The 17243-nt window shown below is 36.9% G+C and carries 17 protein-coding genes and 1 pseudogene; 12 read left to right on the top strand and 6 right to left on the bottom strand.

Going from position 1 to position 17243, the window contains the following annotated elements; translation table 11 throughout:
• Window positions 1-12: 12 nt before the first annotated feature.
• The 3 genes and pseudogenes from ACGHIN_RS00480 (at window position 13) to ACGHIN_RS00490 (ending at window position 2420) form a co-directional block, all read left to right on the top strand.
• Window positions 13-768, top strand: coding sequence for a prolipoprotein diacylglyceryl transferase (locus ACGHIN_RS00480; RefSeq protein WP_390450053.1), 756 nt, complete (start codon window positions 13-15; stop codon window positions 766-768).
• 2 nt (window positions 769-770) lie between these two features.
• Window positions 771-1007 (top strand): hypothetical protein, encoded by a 237-nt coding sequence (locus tag ACGHIN_RS00485; RefSeq protein ID WP_390450054.1) that lies wholly within the window; start codon window positions 771-773, stop codon window positions 1005-1007.
• A 10-nt stretch (window positions 1008-1017) separates the two neighbouring features.
• Window positions 1018-2420: pseudogene (locus ACGHIN_RS00490) on the top strand (radical SAM protein).
• A gap of 17 nt (window positions 2421-2437) precedes the next feature.
• Here ACGHIN_RS00490 and ACGHIN_RS00495 read toward each other — a convergent pair.
• Together ACGHIN_RS00495 and surE are read right to left on the bottom strand one after the other, a co-directional pair.
• Window positions 2438-3103 (bottom strand): GNAT family N-acetyltransferase, encoded by a 666-nt coding sequence (locus ACGHIN_RS00495; RefSeq protein ID WP_390450055.1) that lies wholly within the window; start codon window positions 3101-3103, stop codon window positions 2438-2440.
• Window positions 3084-3872: a 5'/3'-nucleotidase SurE gene (gene surE / locus ACGHIN_RS00500; RefSeq protein ID WP_390450056.1), complete on the bottom strand. Its 789-nt coding sequence runs from the start codon at window positions 3870-3872 to the stop codon at window positions 3084-3086. Before surE ends, ACGHIN_RS00495 begins: the two co-directional genes overlap by 20 nt.
• 146 nt (window positions 3873-4018) lie before the next feature.
• Here surE and ACGHIN_RS00505 point away from each other — a divergent pair, with 146 nt between their 5' ends.
• Entirely contained in the window at window positions 4019-6148 is a 2130-nt protein-coding gene (locus ACGHIN_RS00505) for a carboxy terminal-processing peptidase (RefSeq protein ID WP_390450057.1), read from the top strand.
• 49 nt (window positions 6149-6197) lie between these two features.
• Here ACGHIN_RS00505 and ACGHIN_RS00510 read toward each other — a convergent pair whose 3' ends face one another.
• Window positions 6198-6701, bottom strand: coding sequence for a superoxide dismutase family protein (locus ACGHIN_RS00510; protein ID WP_390450058.1), 504 nt, complete (start codon window positions 6699-6701; stop codon window positions 6198-6200).
• Window positions 6702-6889: 188 nt separating this feature from the next.
• On the opposite strand from ACGHIN_RS00510, the gene ACGHIN_RS00515 reads away from it, so the two are divergent.
• The 7 genes from ACGHIN_RS00515 to ACGHIN_RS00545 all read left to right on the top strand — a co-directional run bounded on the left by ACGHIN_RS00515 (window position 6890) and on the right by ACGHIN_RS00545 (window position 13427).
• A complete protein-coding gene (locus ACGHIN_RS00515) occupies window positions 6890-9136 on the top strand; it encodes a TonB-dependent receptor (RefSeq protein ID WP_390450059.1) in 2247 nt (748 codons plus the stop codon).
• A 71-nt stretch (window positions 9137-9207) separates the two neighbouring features.
• The gene (locus ACGHIN_RS00520; protein WP_390450060.1) at window positions 9208-9852 is read left to right on the top strand and encodes a hypothetical protein; all 645 of its coding nucleotides are present in this window, start codon (window positions 9208-9210) and stop codon (window positions 9850-9852) included.
• Between the two features lie 136 nt (window positions 9853-9988).
• Window positions 9989-11305, top strand: coding sequence for a 2TM domain-containing protein (locus ACGHIN_RS00525; protein ID WP_390450061.1), 1317 nt, complete (start codon window positions 9989-9991; stop codon window positions 11303-11305).
• Window positions 11306-11318: 13 nt separating this feature from the next.
• On the top strand, window positions 11319-11618 hold the full coding sequence (locus ACGHIN_RS00530) for a 2TM domain-containing protein (RefSeq protein WP_390450062.1): 300 nt from the start codon (window positions 11319-11321) through the stop codon (window positions 11616-11618).
• A 1-nt stretch (window position 11619) separates the two neighbouring features.
• Window positions 11620-12186 (top strand): methyltransferase family protein, encoded by a 567-nt coding sequence (locus ACGHIN_RS00535; protein WP_390450063.1) that lies wholly within the window; start codon window positions 11620-11622, stop codon window positions 12184-12186.
• Between the two features lie 141 nt (window positions 12187-12327).
• On the top strand, window positions 12328-12624 hold the full coding sequence (locus ACGHIN_RS00540) for a 2TM domain-containing protein (RefSeq protein WP_390450064.1): 297 nt from the start codon (window positions 12328-12330) through the stop codon (window positions 12622-12624).
• Between the two features lie 59 nt (window positions 12625-12683).
• A complete protein-coding gene (locus ACGHIN_RS00545; protein WP_390450065.1) occupies window positions 12684-13427 on the top strand; it encodes a LytR/AlgR family response regulator transcription factor in 744 nt (247 codons plus the stop codon).
• Between the two features lie 70 nt (window positions 13428-13497).
• Here ACGHIN_RS00545 and ACGHIN_RS00550 read toward each other — a convergent pair whose 3' ends face one another.
• Window positions 13498-14394 carry a hypothetical protein gene (locus tag ACGHIN_RS00550; protein WP_390450066.1) on the bottom strand — a complete coding sequence of 299 codons (897 nt, stop codon included), beginning with the start codon at window positions 14392-14394 and terminating at the stop codon, window positions 13498-13500.
• 129 nt (window positions 14395-14523) lie between these two features.
• Here ACGHIN_RS00550 and ACGHIN_RS00555 point away from each other — a divergent pair, with 129 nt between their 5' ends.
• On the top strand, window positions 14524-15267 hold the full coding sequence (locus tag ACGHIN_RS00555) for a glycine-rich domain-containing protein (RefSeq protein ID WP_390450067.1): 744 nt from the start codon (window positions 14524-14526) through the stop codon (window positions 15265-15267).
• Window positions 15268-15687: 420 nt separating this feature from the next.
• Here ACGHIN_RS00555 and ACGHIN_RS00560 read toward each other — a convergent pair whose 3' ends face one another.
• Both ACGHIN_RS00560 and mnmA read right to left on the bottom strand, forming a co-directional pair.
• A complete protein-coding gene (locus ACGHIN_RS00560; RefSeq protein ID WP_390450068.1) occupies window positions 15688-15882 on the bottom strand; it encodes a hypothetical protein in 195 nt (64 codons plus the stop codon).
• Between the two features lie 69 nt (window positions 15883-15951).
• Window positions 15952-17139, bottom strand: a complete 1188-nt coding sequence (gene mnmA, locus ACGHIN_RS00565) for a tRNA 2-thiouridine(34) synthase MnmA (RefSeq protein WP_390450069.1) — start codon at window positions 17137-17139, stop codon at window positions 15952-15954.
• Window positions 17140-17243: the final 104 nt, after the last annotated feature.

A 17243-nucleotide genomic window follows, 5' to 3' on the forward strand; every position in this document is an offset into this window, starting at 1 on the left:
ACTTTTGAAAAGATGGATTTTCCTGTTACTTTTCAAATATTCGGTAAAACGGTTCTGGCACACCCTGTTTTTGAAACATTGGGGATATTTCTCGGGATCCGTTTTTATTATTATTCCAAAAGAAAATCTTCCGAAAAACTGTCATTTAATACTTCTGCCGCAGTGATTATTGGAGCAACGGCTGGTGCATTATTCGGATCTAAGCTTATTGGAAATCTCGAAAACCCATATACTTTTCAAAACTTTTCACTAAAGGAAATCTGGTCCAATAATACGATAGTAGGTGGGCTTGCTTTTGGATTGATGGGTGTCGAGCTGGCGAAAAAAATTGTTGGTCATAAAGAAAGCACAGGAGATTTAATCGTCTTTCCGTTGATTTTTGCGATCATTATAGGTCGAATAGGCTGTTTTTTAACCGGGATTTATGAAGAAACATATGGAATTCCCACCGATTCTGTTTTTGGAATGCATCTCGGAGATCAGTATTTAAGGCATCCGGTAGCTTTATATGAAATTATTTTTCTTGTTATTCTTTGGATATTCCTGAAAATCATTGCCGTGAAAAGAAAATATCCATCAGGGTTTTTATTCCAAATCTTTATGCTAAGTTATTTTTCCTTCAGGTTTTTCCTTGATTTTATCAAACCCAGAGTTGAAATTGTCGGAAATTTAGGAACGATTCAGCTTGTATGTATTTGTGTAATTATTTATTACATTTATAAAATTAAAAATACTGCTTTTATTACTACATTCACATTAAAATATTAAAAATGAAACCTTTAACACTTTTGGAAGTTGGTGATCTCGGAGGGTTATTCGTAATGATCATCCTTGTCATGCTATTTATCGGTTTAGCTGTTTCTGCTGTAGTGGCGGTTATTGCCAAAATCATCTATGAATGGAATAACGACAGGAAATTTTCCAGAAAGCAATTTATTCAGACGATGGTAATCAGTTTATTGGTTTGTGGTTTGATCAGCGGATATATTTGTGGAGGAGGACTTTAAAATGAAATTTATGCCAGTAAGAAACTATACTTATTACGATTATACGATAAGTCTTTGCCCGAAATGCTTGAAAAGGGTAGGAGCGAAGATCATTATAGAGGATGAAGCGGTTTTCATGACCAAAAGATGTCCTGATCACGGGTTTTTCAAAACAAAAATAGCTTCGGATGTTCCTTATTACAAAAATATCAGAAACTATAATAAAGCTTCGGAAATTCCCTTACATTTTGGAACGGATGTGGAATACGGCTGTCCTTATGACTGTGGATTATGCGTAGATCACGAACAACACAGCTGCCTTTCCATGTGGAAGTTACGGACCGATGTAATCTAACTTGTCCTACTTGTTATGCCATGTCCTCTCCTCATTATGGGAGTCACAGAAGCCTGGATGAAATTGAAGCCATGTTTGATATCATTGTGAAAAACGAAGGTGAGCCGGATGTGGTCCAGATCAGTGGCGGAGAGCCAACGATCCATCCTGAATTTTTCAAGATCATGGATATGGCCAAATCAAAGCAGATCAAGCATCTGATGCTGAATACCAACGGGGTGAGAATTGCCAATGATCCCGGTTTTGCGGAGAAGTTAGCTACGTATGCCCCGGAATTTGAAATCTATCTTCAGTTTGATTCCTTTAAACCGGAAGTTTTAGAAGACTTCAGAGGAAAAGATCTTACCGATGTCCGGATAAAAGCGCTGGAGAAATTGAATGCGCTCAACCTTTCTACAACCCTTGTAGTGGTTTTGCAACAAGAAAAGAATATAGATGAGATAGGAAAGATCATAGAATTTGCTTTAAAACAGAAATGTGTACGAGGGATCACCTTCCAGCCGGTAGAAATTGCCGGAAGAAACCGTGAAGATTCTGTGCATAAAAAAATTACCCTAACGGAAGTACGCCAGGAAATTCTCAACCAGTTTCCGCTTTTGAATGATGACGATATCATTCCGGTCCCGTGTAATCCGGATGCTCTTGCGATGGGATATATATTGAAACTTCAGGGCGAAACTATTCCTTTAACACGATACATCAATCCTGCTGATCTGCTGAATAATGAATCCAGAAACACGATAGTCTATGAACAGGATGCCGGACTTCATATGCAACTTTTGGATATTTTCAGTACCGGGATTTCAGTAGATAAAGTAAAACCTAAAGTGAACCAGCTACTTTGTTGTTTACCCGAAGTTTGTGCTCCGAATTTAGATTATGATAACCTGTTCAGGATTATCATTATGAATTTTATGGACGCCCATGATTTTGACGTAAGGGCTGTCAAAAAATCCTGTGTTCATATCGTAAATAAGGATTTAAAGCTCATTCCGTTTGAAACAATGAATCTTTTTTACAGGGATGAAAAAAGGAAATATCTGGAAGAGCTTAGAAAAGAAGATAAAGTATTATTTTAATAAAAATGAGGTGTGAATTATTTCTTCACGCTCCATAAATTTATTTTTCCTCTATGATCAAAACCTAATTTCTCATAGAGCTTTTTTGCTCCAAAATTGCTTTCCGCTACATGCAGAAACGGAGTTTTACCATCATCAAAGATTTTATCACATACAAAAGCAACAAGCTGTTTGGCAAATCCTTTTCCAAAATAATTGGAATCTGTAATGACGGCACTTACCTCTGTCATATCACTCATCTGCATTCTTTCACCAGTAACGGCGACAAGTTTATGGTCTTTAAATATGCCAAAATAACGACCTAATTCAGGAGTTCTGCTTTTAAAATAATGAGGGTAAAACTTTTTTACAAAATCTAATAGTTCTTCACGATTCTCATCGGTTAAAGAAACAATATCTTCCGTAATGTCAAGATCAATCCTGTTTTCCAGAATATACTGATCACAAACAAGCTGAGATAAATCCGTTTTGAAATTTCCCAGATCAGGCTTTGCTCCGAATACAAGAAAATCATCACAGATCTTAGCATATTCTGTAATATCTGTCTCTTGGACAGCATCAAGCGAACCACCGAAAGAGGCCACTTCCGGATGATAAAATTTAGAATTTCCAAAGTTTAAGCAGAACTCCTGGTGAAATTCATTAAGTGAATGATAGACAGGATTATCTAGTTTCCCGAACATTGTCAAAAGTCATTACTTCTTCCAATTGCTTCATGTATTCATATGCCGTTAAATCGAACTTTACAGGAACGATGGAAATATATCCGTTGGCTAAAGCCGTTTCATCAGCATCTTCAGACTCATCCATATTATTGAAATATCCTGTTAACCAATAATATTTTTTTCCATGTGGATTCACTCTCTCGTCGAAGCTTTCTTCCCATTTGGCATGAGCCTGCTTGCAGACTTTGATCCCTTTAATCTCCTCTGCAGTCAGCTTAGGAATATTGACGTTCAGTACGATTCCTTTCGGCATTGGATTTTCCAGAGTTCTTTTAACGATACGCTGAATATATTCTTTGGCTTGGGTGAAATCTGCTTCCCAACTGAAATCAAGCAAAGAAAACCCAATCGCAGGAAGTCCTTCCACTCCGGCTTCCACCGCTGCAGACATCGTCCCCGAATAAATAACATTAATAGAAGAGTTCGCTCCGTGATTGATCCCTGAAACAACAATATCCGGTCTTCTTGGCAGAATTTTATCCAGAGCCATTTTTACACAGTCAACAGGAGTTCCGCTGCAGGAGAAATCCCTTTGCGGACCATCCAGATGAACCTCTTCATAACTTAGGGTAGAATTGATGGTAATGGCATGACCTTTTCCACTTTGAGGAGAATTAGGTGCTACCACCACAACTTCCCCGATTTCATTCATAAAACTTACAAGATTTCTGACTCCTGGCGCAGTAATTCCATCATCATTGGTAACCAGAATAAGTGGTCTTTCCATAAAAAAAATTAATTTTAACAAAAATACTCAAAAGTATTCGATAATTGTAAATAAGGTATTAAATTTGATAGTTTGTAACAGAAAATAGTTTGTTACTACTTATTACAATAATAATTTAAAAGAAATTTAATAAATACAGACAGTTTATGTGGAAAAACTTTAAACTAAATAAATTTTTACTCCTTATTCCATTAACAAGTCTTATGTTTTGCTTCAACTCACCTAAGAATGACGATGAGAAAATGCAGACGATAATGGTGAGCGTAAAAAATACACTTTCCTATCTTCATTATAGCCCAAAACCTATCAATGATGCCTATTCAAAAGACGTTTATAAGCATTATTTCGAATTGGTGGATCCGGCAAAAAGATACTTTCTTCAATCTGATATGGATGAGTTCAGCAAGCATGAATCCAAGCTTGATGATTATCTGAATGTGGGAGATCTTACTTTCTATAAGCTTACGATCGACAGATTGTATCAGAGAGTGGATGAAATAGACAAAATTACTCAGGATATCTTCAGCAAGCCGATCAATCTTGAAGAAGATGAAACATTAACCCTGGAGCCGAAGCTTAAAAAAGCGCCAACAACAAAACAGGAACAGTATAACGAATGGAGAAAGTTCATCAAATACAATATCCTTCAGGAAATTGAATCAATGAACAGCAAAGAGGAAGCTCAAAAAGAGAAAAAAGACTCTGTTCAGAAATATAAGCTTAAAGATACCATTAAGCTGCAGATTCTGACTCCTGAGCAAAAAAGAGTAAAGGCAACCGATGAGGTAAAAGATCTTGTAAAAGAAACATTTACAAGGTTTAAGAAAAGAAAGAAAATGGATTGGTTCACGGTATACATGAACGCATACACTGAAGTTTTCGATCCGCATACCAACTATTATTCTCCAAAAGATAAAGAAGATTTTGATACGAATTTCACCGGAAAAGTAATCGGAATCGGCGCTATTATCCAGGAGAAAAAAGGAAACCTTTACTTAGGTGCTTTAACGATTGGTGCTCCGGCATGGAAATCAAAACAGCTTTCGGAAGGGGATAAGATTTTAAAAGTAAAATCCAAACCGAAAGAAGACGCCGTAAATGTAGTAGGAATGCTTTCTGATGAAGCTGTAAGACTGATCAGAGGCGAGAAAGGAACACCTGTAACGTTAACGGTTCAGAAGAAAGACGGAACCATCAAAGATGTAACAATGATCCGTGAGGAAGTAGCGATTGAAGATACTTTTGCAAGAAGTATTATCGTTAATAATCCAAATGGTAAAAAATACGGCTTTATTAACCTGCCTAGCTTCAATGCGGATTTTGAGGATTCTAAAGGAAGAAACGCTTCGGATGACATCAAAAACGAGATCATTAAGCTTAAATCCCAGAATATTGAGGGAATCGTTTTAGACCTTAGAAATAACGGCGGCGGTTCTTTAACTGAAGTTGGTGATATTATGGGACTTTTTATGAACGCAGGACCCTATGTGCAGGTAAAAGACGGGAACGGTAAAATTCAGACCCTGAAAAATAAAAATGAAGCTCCGATCTGGACAGGACCACTGGTAATCATGCAGAACGAGCTTTCTGCTTCTGCTTCTGAGATCCTTGCCGGAGCCATGCAGGATTATGGAAGAGCTATGGTGATCGGTTCTCCTCAGTCGTTCGGAAAAGGAACAGTACAGACTTTTGTGGATCTTAACAGATTCTTAAACACAGAAGATGACTTCGGTTCTTTAAAATTGACGATTCAGAAATTCTACAGAATTACAGGTGAATCTACTCAGAGAAAAGGAATTGTTTCCGATATCCAGATGAAAGATTTCTTTACCTATGCTGAAATTGGAGAAAGATATGATGACTTTGCTTTGGCATGGGATAAAATTCCGAGCACCAACTTCCAAAAGCTTAGCTATTTTGATATTAAAGCACTGGAAAAAGCCAGCTCAGACAGAATGGCTAAGAACGCCAATTATCAATTGTTGCTAGAATCTGCCCAATGGAGAGAAAACCTGGATAAAGAAGAAAGCATCACCTTGAACATCAATAAATTCAATGAGCTGATGAAGCAGAGAAAAGCCCAGATCGAAAAATTCAAAGCTCTGAGTAAATTTGAAAACGGACTTCAGTTCACCATGTACCCTGGTGAAATAGAAAGAGAGAAAAAAGATGAGGCTTTCAAAAAGAAATCCGAAATCTGGATCAAGAATCTTAAAAAAGACTCATATCTTCAGGAAGCCATGAATATCCTTACCGATATGAGAGCAAAATCTTAGAAAATAAAAAACCGCTAGAAATAGCGGTTTTTTATTTTTAACGGAATTGTTATTTAATTTCTACACATCCTACCCTTCCGCCTGCATTTCCTGTTGGCTGAGTGTGAAAGTCATCTGCAGCGGCATGCACAATAAGTCCTTTTCCAATAATATTTTTAGACTCATCAGTACAACCAAGGCACCATTTATCTGTCTTAAAAGTTAATGTTGCATTTCCGTTCTGATCTGCAGTTAAATTTCCGATATCTCCCATGTGGAAATGCTCAGCACCCCATTTTCCATGATCGTCCTTTGCCGGATTCCAGTGTCCCCCTGTTGAGGTTGCGTCAGCAGCAGAACAATCTCCTTTTTCATGAATATGTACAGCATGAATACCCGGAGTAAGGTTGGTAACATTCAGGGTCATTACAACCTCATTCCCTTTTTCCGTGAACTTCGCCGTTCCTCCCGTCTGAGTACCGCTCTTAGCGTTGATGGAGTATGTTTTAGATGTTCCGCACGAAACAGCAAATAAAGCACACCCTGCTAATAATGCTAATGTTTGTCCTTTCATTGTCAATGATTTTAAGTGATTTTTTCAAAAGTCTTATAAATTTAAAAAAGATTTTCAAAACACTTTATGATTTTAGTTCTTTTTTATGTTAAATGGTTTTTACGGTTCGGGGAACAAGTTTTACGATTCAGACAGAAAAAATTGAATGAAGGCTAATTTTCATCTTATTTTTGAAGCAAATTATAACCATGAAGACATTGGGACAAAAGCTATTCCTTCTGACTACCTTTCTCACATTTACCTGGAGCTACTCTCAGGTGAAGATTACCGGGAAGGTCACCTTTAAGAATAAAGGAGTAGGAGAGGTAAATGTAACGCTTAAAGATACCTATGACGGAGCCACTACAGACCTCAACGGTAATTTCTCTTTTGAAACCTCAGAAAAAGGGAATCATTTCTTAACCTTTACTCACCCGAATTATAATGATATTGAAAAACCTGTGGTTATTGACAATCAGGATACTTCAATACATGTGGAATTGACAGAGCAGATCAGTGAGATCAATGCCGTTGTAGTTTCCGCAGGATCTATTGAGGCAAGTGATAAAAAAAGAGCCACTGCCTTATTGACACCAATAGATATTTATACCACTGCCGGAGCGGACGGACAGATTTCTTCTGCATTAAATTTCCTTCCCGGCGTACAGAAAGTAGGGGAAACAGAAGGACTTTTCATCCGTGGCGGAACAGGTACGGAATCTAAAATCTTTATGGACGGAAGTTTAATCAATAATTATTTTTCCAATTCCGTTCCGGGAATTGCCGGAAGAGACAGATTCAATACATCTCTTTTTAAAGGAAACGTTTTTTCAAGTGGTGGTTATTCAGCGTTGTACGGACAGGCTCTTTCCGGAGCTTTAATGCTGGAAAGTGTTGATCTTCCGGATCAAAGCTCTTATGATTTCGGGATCTCTCCTATCTTTTTGAGCGCAGGATTTCAAAGATTAAGCCAGGACAAAAACCATTCTTATGGGGCTACTTTAGGATATTCCATGCTGAATGTCATGCAGGAGGTTTTTAATTTCAACACAGATTTTACAGATGCTCCTCAAGGATTAAACGGCGATTTTAATTTCAGGATTAAAACAAAATCAGGCGGATTTCTGAAATATTACGGGATGTATGACAGCAATAAAATGGGTGTGAAAACAGAAAGTCTGGAGCCGGAAGATTATGATTTTTCCTTAGTAAGGCTAAAAGGGAAGAATACTTATCACAACTTGTCTTTCAGACAAAAATTCGGCAAATATTTGCTGAATGCCGGAATATCTTATTCATTCAACAGGTCTGACCTTAACCTTTCAACAGAGACAGCAGATGTAGAATCCGTTAAAACACGCTTGCTGACAGATGGGAATTATATCAATTTCAAAACGGTTTTGGAAAGAAAAGTAAACAAAATCAGTGCGGTAAGGGGCGGATTTGAGTTGAACAGTACCGATGAAAAACTGAATCTTGAAGAAGTGAACAAGCATTATAAAGATCTCATTTCCTCTGTATTTGTGGAAACAGATTTGGGTTTCAGCAATCAGTTATCAGCTAAAATCGGACTAAGAGCAGAGCATTCATCTTATCTTGGAAAAAGTAATATTGCGCCCCGCTTTGCTTTGGCGTACCGGTTAGCGCAGGATTGGACCACTTCTTTTGCGTACGGGCTTTTTTACCAGAATCCGGAAAGCAAATACATCAACAGCCCGGCAAGTCTTGATTTTCAAAAGGCACAGCATTATATTTTTCAATTGCAACGTGCTTCAGAAGGGAGAAGCTTGAGATTTGAAGCCTTTTATAAAAAATATGACCAGCTGATTAAATTCAAAAGCATTGAATATATTGATAATCAGAACCAGTATGTGCAAACGGCAGATAATAACAACGGGTATGGCTTTGCGAAAGGATTAGAGGTTTTCTGGAGAGATAAAAAAACGTTCCAAAATATAGATTACTGGATCAGTTACTCTTTCCTGGATTCAAAACGGAATTTCATGAATTATCCCGTAAGTTTAAAACCGAACTTCGCTTCGGAGCATACCATTTCAGCAGTTGCTAAAAGATTCATCCCGGAGTGGAAAGCGGGAGTTAATATTTCTTATACGTATGCAAAAGGGAGGCCTTATTATGATATTGCCTCACAGAACACCAATGGACAAACGATCAATTACATCAGACATGAAGGGAGGCTAAAAGACTATAATGCCTTAAATCTTAGCTTTAATTATCTGCCGAATCTGGGAAAAAAAGAGGCTAAAGCATTTACTGTTTTCGTTTTGAGCATTTCCAATGTATTAGGATCGAAGAATGTATATGGATATAACTTCTCTATGGACGGAACAAGAAATACTGCAGTGGTTCCGCCTGTAAACACTTTTGTCTTTGTTGGGGCCTTTATAAGTTTTGGAGCAGATAAAACCCAGGATGCGATCAATAATAATTTATAAACCAATCAATAATTTTAATAATTTCACGAACAACAGGAAATTAAAGTATATAACCGTTAAAATTTTGAATAATGAAAAAATATCTATTAAGTTTTGCTCTGACTTTGTGTAGCTTAACTGCTTTCGCCCAAACGGCGTACGAAAAAATAATGACTGAAAAAATTGCCAAGCTGGAAGCCTGCAAAACGCCGGAAGAATTCCAGACTTTGGCTAATGATTTCCAAAGAATTTCTGAAAAAGAAAAAGATAAATGGCAACCGCTTTATTATGCTGCTTTTTCATTCATCCAGAAAGGAAGGGTACAAATGAGAGACGGTAAAATGCAGGACCTGGATGCCTCCGCAGATCAGGCTATGAAGTACTTAGCCTCTGCAGAAAGTATCGCAGATAATGCAGAAATCAGGTTATTGAAAAAAATGGCCTATTCTTTAAGGATGATGGTAAATCCTGCGCAAAGATATATGACAGACGGAGCAAAAGCGTCTGCAGAACTTACGGCAGCGGAAAAACTAGATCCGGATAATCCCAGAATTGCCCTGATCAAAGCTGAAGATATGTACTTCACTCCGGAACAGTATGGCGGAAGCAAAACAAAAGGACTGGAAATGTTTAAGACGGCCTTGGTAAAATTCAATTCTTATAAGCCCAAAACACTTCTGGATCCCAACTGGGGAAAGACCGAGGCTGAATATTTTATCAGCCAGCCAACAAAATAAGGGATAAAAATAAAGAATATGCCTTCCGGAATCTCGGAAGGTTTTTTTATGCCGTTCAGTCGTCAAAATGAGCCATTCGGTTAGAAATAATTTTTGGTACCTTTAAGATCAGCTAAATTTGACCAGAAAATACTCCATGAAACGTAAAGACCTCATTATATTATTTTGGATATCATTGGGAACATCATTGTTTTTTTTCCTGTTTTTTACAGATGAACGGAGTCTGAAAAATTTTATGCTTACCCTTCTTATTTCCTCCATGTATTCCTTTTTCATAGGAATAGGAAATGGTTTTATTAATGATTTTCTCAACAAAAAATTTCCCTGGTCCGAAGCAACCACAAAAAGAGCCGTTATAAGTATTGCTGCTATTCTTGTGGTTAATTTTATAATCGTTTATTTCTGTAACTATATCAATTTTGTGGTCTTTCAGAAAGAAGCCACTCCAGAACAGTTTTTTTCAGGCAAATATAATTTTATCAATTGGTTTATGATCAATATTGCCTTATTGATCTCTGCTTTTCTTCACGCCAAAGGCTTTATGGAAGAACTGAAAAAAAACACCAGAAAAGAAGTTGTGGAGCAGAAGCTCATTGCTAAATCTGCAAATGCGCAGTTTGAAACCCTCAAAAACCAGCTGGATCCTCACTTTCTTTTTAATTCATTGAATGTATTAAGTTCGCTGATCGATGAAAATCCGGGGCAAGCCCAAAAGTTTACGGCTTCGATGTCAAAGATTTACCGGTATGTACTTGAACAAAAAGATAAAGAGCTTGTCACCGTTGAAGACGAAATCGAATTTGCCAAAACCTATTGTGAATTGTTAAAAACAAGATTCGAAAACAGTGTGGATTTTGTTTTTGATGTTCAAAAGGAAGATTACAGAAGATATGTGGTTCCGCTTTCCCTGCAATTGCTATTGGAAAACTGCATTAAGCATAATTTTGCCACATCATCGAAGCCATTGATCATTAAAGTGTTCTCTGAAAATGATACGCTATGCATTGAAAATAATCTTCAGGTAAGAGAGCAAATGAAAGAAAGTGCCGGAATAGGACTGGCAAATATTGTTCAGCGTTATTCATTGCTTACTAAGCGGAATGTCTTTATCGAAAAGTCAGAAGATTATTTTAAAGTAAAGCTTCCGATACTTTTACAAAAGCCCAACGTTATCAATGTACGATCTGATAATAGCAATGAGGCTTATGAGAAAGCCCAGAAACGGGTGAAAGAAATTAAAAGCTTCTACAGCAACCTGATTTCCTATTGCATTATCATTCCGTTTTTGGCGATCATCAACCTTACGACCTCTCCCAAAAATATTTGGTTTTATTTTCCGATGTTGGGGTGGGGAATAGGATTGGTAGCTCACGGAATGAGTGTTTTTGCCATAGGAAAAAATTGGGAAGACAAAAAGATCAGAGAAATTTTAGAAAAGCAAAATAAACAATAAAAATACACCGACCATGGAAAATATGAATGAAAATGATATCCGTTATAAAGAAGCGGCAAGAAGAGTAAAAAGAATAAAAAATTTTTATGTCTTTACTTTTGTGTATGCTGCAGTAAACTTGTTTATCCTGTTTCTGAATTATAAAGAGCTGGAGCCTGGTGAAACCATCTGGAAAGCTAAATACTTTATGCTGCCTTTCTTCTGGGGAATAGGCCTGATAGGATATGGAATGAGCGTCTTTTTACCGGGATTCATCCTGGGAAATAAATGGGAGGAAAAAAAGATTAAAGAATTGATGGATAAAAACAAATAAAATGGAAGCTCTGAATATTATTTTTTATATTTCGATGGCTGTCTGGCTCTTGAGTGAAATCATTTATAAAAGAAAATTAAGATCGGAAGAAAAAGACCAGAAAAAAGACAGTTCCACACTCAGTATATTGTGGATTGTTATTATTCTGTCCATAGCAGCAGCTGTCAGCATTTCTTATATTTTTAAGTTTCCCATTACCCCAAAAAGCTGGATTTTCTACACAGGAGAAGCTTTTATTCTTTTAGGAATTATTTTCAGACTGATCATTATCCGGTCTTTAGGAAGATATTTTACCGTTGATGTTGCGATAAGAGAAAACCATAAAATAAAAAAAGAGGGGTTTTACAAATACTTAAGGCATCCTTCGTATGCTTTTTCACTGCTTACTTTTCTTGGATTGGGGTTATTTCTTAATAACTGGCTTTCCCTTGTCTTTGCATTTGTACCGCCTTTCTTGGCCTTTAACTACAGAATGAAAGTGGAAGAGGAGGCCCTCATTGATGAATTCGGCGATGAATATATTCAGTACCGAAGATCTACGAAAAAGATTCTGCCTTTTATTTATTGATGATTCTGTTCAACTGAATCGGGAATTTTGCTATTCAGGATCCGTTTTTTACCATTCGGTAAGATAAAATTGATCAGAGGGGTCTTCCCGTAGTACATTTGACTCAAGAAAAATCAGCGAATTTAAATTTAAAAAAATAATATGGAAACAACATCATTCAACAAAGAAGCAATGGCATACGAGAAAGCGGCAAGAAGAGTAAAAGAATTAAAAGGATTTTACGGGAATCTTACTTCCTATTGCCTTGTTATCCCGTTTTTATGTATTCTGAATCTTTTAACGGCTCCAGGTCATTTATGGTTTTACTGGCCAATGTTGGGATGGGGGATAGGGCTTGCAGCACATGCCGTTAATGTTTTTGGAATAGGGAAAGACTGGGAAGAGAAAAAAATTAAAGAGCTGATGGAAAAAGAGGGTAAAAAACCAATAGATTTTTAATAATTGGCTACTTTTACCTAATTTTATTTTCAGATTTTCTAATAAAAAGCTTTTAACCAATGATCAAAACCGTCATTATTGAAGACGAAAAACCCGCGTCAAGGAAATTGGAAAGAATGTTAAGCCTTTTCCCTGAAATACAGATTGTTGCCAAAATAGAATCTGTAGAGGAGGGCGTGGAGTGGTTTTCACAAAATGAGCATCCGCAACTTATTTTTTCGGATATCGTTCTGGGGGACGGGCTTTCCTTTGATATTTTCGAGAAAGTTCCCACCAAAGGATTTGTCATCTATACAACCGCTTTTGATCAATATACCCTGAAAGCTTTCAAATTAAACAGCATTGATTATTTATTAAAACCCATTCTGGAAGATGATCTTGCAGGAGCTATAGAAAAATTTAAGTCATTCATTCCTTCAGATAAATCCGTAAGCTCACAGGAAATTAAAGACTTAATCAAAAAAGATAAGACCACACTTTCCAGAGTTCTGGTAAAGATCGGATATAACCTTAAGATTGTTCAGACTCAGGAAGTCAGTTGTTTTTTTAGTGAGAATAAGATTGTCTATCTTCAGACGAGTGAAAGGATTTACCCCTCAGATTTTACGCTGGATGAACTGGAAGATGTGCTGGATGAGAAGAAATTTTTCCGTGTCAACAGACAGTTCATCATCCATGCTGATTATATTAAAAATATTCACACATCTCCATATTATAAAGTTGATCTTGAATTTCAACCACAGGATGAAATTACAGTAAGCAGAGACCGTGTGAAAGATTTTAAGGATTGGTTGGTGAGTTAGAAGTTTCGAGATACGAGTTGTTGAGATCCGCAGTTATATCATAACTCGAATCCCGAACCCGTATCTCCATCTACTTATAATCAATCCTGTTAGCCTCGGTATCTTCAAGCTGTTTTATAATGGATGCCGGAATTTCATCACTGTCAATCGGGAAACTGATGGAATCGGGGACAAAATTTTTTCTGTCCGCCTTTTGAAAGATTTCGAATAGAGCGATCGGCTCTTGATTAAAACTAATACATGTACTTATAAAATGCAATTCATGGAGCTTGTATTCTGGATTCTTAAGCTTTTCTTTGATATCTTTTATCCTTGAAATAAAATGCCTTTGCCGGATAAACGTATTGCTGTTCATAATGATGAACACATAATCCGAATACGCCGTCACTTTTCCAAAATATTTGTGGTGATCTCCGCCGCTTCGTTCTATATAATACTCCCCGGAAGTTTCTGATTTATAGATTTCCATGGCAGAACGCCAGATCCGGTCGTCTTTGGCTTCTAAAGGATTATCTGGTAAATTTCTGTTGTACGAATACCAACAGCCGACCAGCTTGTCTAAAAGCACCGTATTTTGTTTAATATTATCCATATCAATCCGCAAATCATTAAAGTTGAATGTTCCGGTATGAGAATTAATAAAATCAATATAGTTGGAGTATCCTAAAACCTTGACGATCAAACTTAGTTTGGCCAGATTGGGCTTGCTCAAAACCGCATTTTCGTTTTGATGATATTTCTTTAGTTTGTTGATTATCAGATGCTCATAAAGGTAATTGGAACCTATGAGGTCAGCTTCTTTTTTTATACCTTTTTCAGCCCGATCCTGCACGATGAGGTCATTAAGTTCAGCCACGATATATGACCACTCGGTTTTGGTAACATTTTCCCAATGATTCTTTTTTAAAAAATGAAGGCTTAAGAAATTCATCAGTTTCTCTAAATGCAGAATGTCTTCTTTTTTCATTTCACAATTTTATAAGACTAATTTAAGGCTTTTTTAATTCCAAAAAAGATTCTTGTGAGATTTTTATATTTTGAAATCAATGGAAATTTGATAAGAAATAAAACAATAACACAACTAAAAACAAAGAATATGGAAACGAAATTGGTATTAAAAAATGAATCGCTCTGGAATAGGATCCGGCAGTTTTCCTTAGATGCTCCCGATGCAGATTTCCCTTTTTCAAAAAAACTTGCAAAAGAAGAAAACTGGAGCTTAGAGTTTACTAAAAAAGCGATAGAAGAGTATAAAAAATTTGTTTACCTCTGCTGTATTCTGCCTAAAGGAGCTTCTCCCAGCGAAACTGTAGATAAAGTGTGGCATATGCATCTTATTTACACCCAAAACTACTGGGAAGAATTCTGCCCGAATATTTTGCAGAGAAAGCTGCATCATCATCCTTCGAAGGGAGGTACTGTGGAAAGAGAGAAACATCAGAACTGGTTTACGGATACTTTGAATAGCTACCGGGAAGTATTCCACCACGAAGCTCCTGCTGAAATCTGGAACATGAAGAAAGAAAAATCCAAAATGAAATTGTGGTTAAAAAGAATAGCAATCTTTTCACCTGTCCTTGTTTTGTTTTTATTATACTCCTGTACGGAAGGGGACGATTTTATGGGACTGCTTATCAATGTTATAGTATTGGGATTCATTTTTATTGTGGCGATAATAAGATCGCTGTTTGAAAATAATGAAATCTCTGATCCTCAACAAAAGAACAAGGGAAATGACGGAGGAGGAAGTTGTGGTGGCGATGGCGGGTCGGGTTGCAGTGGAGGTGGATGCGGAGGCGGCTGTGGTGGTTGTGGTGGATGCGGAGGATGTGGCGGATAAATAAATAACGTATGAAAAATCTAATATTTCACTCCGTTTCAATAGGAATAAGCATGTTTTGGTTGGTTTCCGAACATCATATCTACAATCCTATTTTACTAAAAGGCCCCGATTTTTTAAAATTTTATCTTATTCTGTTGGCTTTATTTTATACACCTATCTTTACTCTGAAATTTTTCAAAGAGAGGATTGCAAAAATGACATTGCTTTTTATGATTTTCATTTGGGCCCTGGGGAGCATCAAACTCATAAGAGGACTAATATTAGGAAAGCCCGTTGGTTATCTTATACTGATTTTAATACTGGAAATGACTGTTATGGCATTTCTTACAATACCTAAAATAAATCATAAGATTAACTAATGTTTTTCCAATCCAAACAAACCCGAAATATGCCACTTCGGGTTTATTATTTAAATTTTTAACTTTCTTTAATGGCTTTGTTGTATTTGATAATAAGCGTAACGGCTATTCCGGAGAAAAGAAGAATCTGTGCAAAACCCGGACTTTTAAGATGGGCAATGATTTTATAAAGATTAAATCCTAAAAGAAAGGCTGCTAACAAAATAAGTATCAGGCCGGCCTGTACGGAATAATTTTTTAACGAAGATTTCATTGTATGCTTTTTTGTGTTGCTACAAAGTTAGCATAAATCAGAATTCGTTTACATAAAACTTTTTATAAATTATGAAATAACTCCGCTTCCCAGTAATTCTTCGCCCGCATACCAGGATGCAAACTGCCCTTCTGCAATAGCAGATTGAGCTTCCTCAAACTCAATATAAAAAGCATCTTCAAACTGATAAAGAGTCGCTTTTTGCAATGGTTGTCTGTATCTGATTCTTGCCAGAACTTCCATAGATTCGCCATTTTTTAATGCCAGATCTTCCCGAACCCAGTGCACTTCGGAATTGTCAATTTTTAGAGCTTTTCTGTATAGTCCCGGGAAATTGTGACCTTCTCCTACAAAAAGGATGTTGTTCTCCATATCCCTGGAAATGATAAAGCAGCTTTCTTTATGTCCGCCGATTCCTAGCCCTTTGCTTTGCCCGATCGTGAAAAACTGAGCGCCCTGATGTTTTCCGATTACTTTTCCGTCAGACTTTTTATAATGAATTTTCTGAGATAAAAATTTCAATTCTTCCTGCTTTGAAGAAAATTCAGGGGTTTCCTGTGCAAAAACAGGAGAATCTCTGAAGATTTCAACGATTTCTCCTTCTTTGGGCACTAATTGCTGTTGTAAAAATTGAGGAAGGCTCACTTTACCGATAAAGCATAGTCCCTGAGAGTCTTTTTTATCTGCAGTTACCAAACCGATCTCTTTGGCAATTTCCCTTACTTCAGGCTTAGTCAGTTCACCGATAGGAAATAACGCTTTTGACAGCTGGTCCTGGCTCAATTGACAAAGAAAATAAGACTGATCTTTATTGTTATCCTTTCCTGCTAAAAGGTGAAAAATTTCTTTTCCGTTTTCATCAAAAGTAGAAGTTACTCTCGCATAATGCCCTGTTGCTACCTTATCTGCACCCAGAGACATGGCCGTCTTCATAAAAACATCAAATTTTACTTCCCTGTTACATAATACGTCCGGATTGGGAGTTCTCCCCTTTTCATATTCCTCGAACATATAATCAACGATACGCTCCTTATAGAGCTCACTCATATCGATCACCTGAAAAGGGATTCCAAGCTTTTGAGCAACCATCAGTGCATCATTACTGTCCTCAATCCATGGACATTCGTCTTCCAACGTTACCGAAGCATCATTCCAGTTTCTCATAAATAAGGCCACCACTTCATGGCCCTGCTGTTGCAGCAAATACGCTGTAACACTGGAGTCTACCCCTCCGGATAATCCTACAACTACTTTCATTTTATTCAATTTTACGAAACTCTTAACGGGAGTTCTTAGTTTGACGCGACAAAAATACAACTAAAAAATTCGCAAAAAAACCATAATTTTAGACATCGATAAAA

It is taken from the genome of Chryseobacterium barbadense (assembly GCF_042849955.1).
GTDB lineage: Bacteria > Bacteroidota > Bacteroidia > Flavobacteriales > Weeksellaceae > Chryseobacterium.